Origin of the sequence: Pseudomonas sp. SED1, assembly GCF_034044025.1 — a bacterium.
GTDB lineage: Bacteria > Pseudomonadota > Gammaproteobacteria > Pseudomonadales > Pseudomonadaceae > Aquipseudomonas.
In genome coordinates this window covers 1-2,717 of record NZ_JAXCIS010000195.1, presented here as the reverse complement: position 1 = coordinate 2,717, position 2,717 = coordinate 1, and the positions used below count along the sequence as shown (strand labels likewise).

Genomic DNA, 2,717 nt, shown 5'->3' with positions numbered 1-2,717 from the left:
TCGTTTTAGAGATCGTGAACCATGAACGCTACCTTCGACTTCACCCACCAGCGCATCCTCGTCACCGGCGCCAGCAGCGGCATCGGCCGGGAAATCGCTCTGCAATTGATCGCCAGCGGCGCCGAGGTTTTCGCCTTGGGCCGCGACGCCCAATCCCTGGCCCAACTCGGCTGCGCAACCCTGTGCCTGGACATCGCCAACAGCGCCGCGCTGGACCTGGCCCTGCAAGGTTTGCCGCCGATGCACGGCCTGGTCAACTGCGCCGGCATCTCTCGCCTGGAGCCGGCGGCTGCCATCAGCGCCGAAGCCTTCGACCAAGTGATGAACGTCAACGCCCGCGCCGCCGCCCAGGTCGCCAGCCGTATCGCCGCGGCAATGATTGAAGCCAAGATCGCGGGCAGCATCGTCAACGTTTCCAGCCAGGCCTCACTCGTAGCGTTGGACGATCACCTCGGCTACTGCGCTTCTAAGGCCGCACTGGACGCCATCACCCGCGTGCAATGCGCGGAATGGGGACGTTTCGGGATTCGCGTCAACAGCGTCAACCCCACCGTCACCCTTACGCCCATGGCGCAGATGGCCTGGTCGGCGCCCGCCAAGCGCGACCCGGCATTGGCGGCGATTCCCCTCGGGAGGTTTGCCGAAACGGCGGAGGTGGCCCTGCCGGTGCTGTTCCTGCTGAGCGATGCCGCCAGCATGATCAGCGGCGTCAGCTTGCCGATCGATGGCGGGTATACCAGCCGCTAGCCGTTCTCCAGTTTGCCGGCGATCACCACTTTGTCCCGCGGTTTGTGCGGGTCTTCAAGGCGGTCCAGCAGCAGCCGCACCGCGCTGCTGCCGGCCAGTGATGCGTCGTGGGCCACGCAGGCAATCGGCACGCCGAAGATATCGGCGAAGGGCAGGCGGTCGATGCCGCAGATGGTCAGGCTTTCGTGGGGGATGTTGTGCATGCGCAACGCGCGCAAGGCGCCGAGGGTGATCAACTGATTGAAGCCCATGATCGCGTCCGGCGCCGAGTGCTCAGCCAGGTAGTCGAGGGTATGCAGGTAGGAGGGCATCAGCGTGTAGTCGCCGGCACATACTTCGACGTGCACCTGCGGGTGATCGGCCAGTACTTCTTTCAGGCCCTTGAGGCGTTCCATGGTGATGCGCGAATGCTCCGGCCCGGTCAGTACCAGCAGGCGCTTGAGATTCGGGGTTTGCCGCACCAGGTACTGCGCCGCCTCGATGCCGCTGTGGTAGTTATCCAGCACCACGCGGCTGAACGGGCTCTCGTGGATGGTGCGGTCGAGCAATACAACCGGCGTCTTGCCGTTGGCCAGGCGCTCCAGGTAATCGGGCTGGTAGCTGGGCTCATCGGAGACCGGCGACAGGATGATTCCCGCCACGCGGTAGCCCAACAGGGTGTCGACTGCCTTGCTTTCCAGTTCTTCCAGCTCGTCGGTGTCCACCAGCATGATGGTGTAGCCGTGCTTTTTCGCCTCGCGGGAAATCGCCTTGATCATCTCGCTGTAGAAGGGGTTGTCCACCGAGGCGGTGATCACGCCGATGATCAGGCTTTCGCTGCGCTTGAGCCCGCGGGCGAAGGCGTTGGGCACGTAGTCCAGCTCCCGCGCCACCTCGAGAATCCGCGCCAGGGTGGCGGGCTTGACCAGGTCGGGTTTGCTCAGCGCCCGGGACACCGTGATGGTGGTCATGTTGACCCGTTTGGCGATGTCGCTGATGGTGACGGATTTTTTCTTGTTCATCGGCAGGGGGAAACCAGGAGAAAACAACCTGAGGCTACCATGTGCACGGCTTCAAATCACCGGATCCCAGCGCTGCGACCAATCCTTTTCCGCCTCCACCACCGCCCGCAGCAAGGCCAGTGCCTGCTGCAAAACCGCCGAGTCGCGCTCGCGGGAATACACCAGGTACGTCGGAAAACTGAACTCCGGCGCCTTGGGTACCCGTTCCATCACCCCGCTGTCCAGGTAGCTCTGCACCACCCGCGTGCGGAAATACCCGGCGCCGCCGTTCTCAAGAATGTACTGCAACGCCAACGGCCCCAGATTGAAACTTAGAGCTGCGCGGGCCTTTTCCGGCAGCGCCGCATCGTGTTGTTGGCGAAAGCCCTGGCCCCAGTCGATATACACGTAGGGCTCGGGCCGCGCCGCCAGTTGCACCAGGATCAGCTTTTCTTCCAGCACCTGCTCCACCTGCAACCCCGGCCAGTATTGCGGCTGGAACACCAGTGCAGCGTCCAGCACGCCCAGTTCCAGCTGACGCAACAGGTATTCGCCTTCGCGAATCTCGGTGCGCAAGGCATGACCGGGGATGTGTTCACGCAGGGCCTGGGCCCAGCCGAGCATCAACGGGTTGCACAGGCTGACTTCGCCACCGATGTGCAGCACGTTGCGGTAACCATCGGGCAACGGCAGGTCGCGGCGGGCGGCTTCCCAGGTTTGTACCAACTGGTTGGCGTAGACCACGAAGGCCTCGCCGTCCGGGGTCAGGCGCGCACCGGCGCGGTTGCGCACGAACAGGGTGCTGTTGAGCTGGCTTTCGAGGTTTTTGACGCGGGCGGTGATCGCGGTCTGGGTGACGTGCAGCTTCTCGGCCGCCGCGGCGAGGCTGCCGCAGCGGGTGATTTCGAGGAAGGTGCGTGCCAGTTCGATGTCCATGAAACCCCCTTGGATGATAGGAGGCATTGTAGGGGCTGATGATCGGAATACGGA

The 2,717-nt window shown here is 63.7% G+C and carries 3 protein-coding genes; 1 reads left to right on the top strand and 2 read right to left on the bottom strand.

Translation table 11 applies throughout. The annotated features are described in order from the left end of the window. Positions 1–21 precede the first annotated feature (21 nt). The gene (locus tag SNL23_RS25185) at positions 22–747 is read left to right on the top strand and encodes an SDR family oxidoreductase (RefSeq protein ID WP_318303947.1); all 726 of its coding nucleotides are present in this window, start codon (positions 22–24) and stop codon (positions 745–747) included. On the opposite strand, the gene SNL23_RS25180 is transcribed toward SNL23_RS25185, so the two are convergent. Together SNL23_RS25180 and SNL23_RS25175 are read right to left on the bottom strand one after the other, a co-directional pair. Further along, complete coding sequence (locus tag SNL23_RS25180) at positions 744–1,748, bottom strand: LacI family DNA-binding transcriptional regulator (RefSeq protein ID WP_318303946.1); 1,005 nt, start codon at positions 1,746–1,748, stop codon at positions 744–746. The genes SNL23_RS25185 and SNL23_RS25180 overlap by 4 nt on opposite strands. A 51-nt stretch (positions 1,749–1,799) precedes the next feature. Next, a complete protein-coding gene (locus SNL23_RS25175; RefSeq protein WP_167665590.1) occupies positions 1,800–2,663 on the bottom strand; it encodes a LysR family transcriptional regulator in 864 nt (287 codons plus the stop codon). Between the last annotated feature and the right edge of the window lie 54 nt (positions 2,664–2,717).

Coding starts and splice junctions, on each gene's coding strand:
- SNL23_RS25185 (WP_318303947.1), top strand. CDS start 22: ATGAACGCTACCTTCGACTTCACCCACCAGCGCATCCTCGTCACCGGC.
- SNL23_RS25175 (WP_167665590.1), bottom strand. CDS start 2,663: ATGGACATCGAACTGGCACGCACCTTCCTCGAAATCACCCGCTGCGGC.
- SNL23_RS25180 (WP_318303946.1), bottom strand. CDS start 1,748: ATGAACAAGAAAAAATCCGTCACCATCAGCGACATCGCCAAACGGGTC.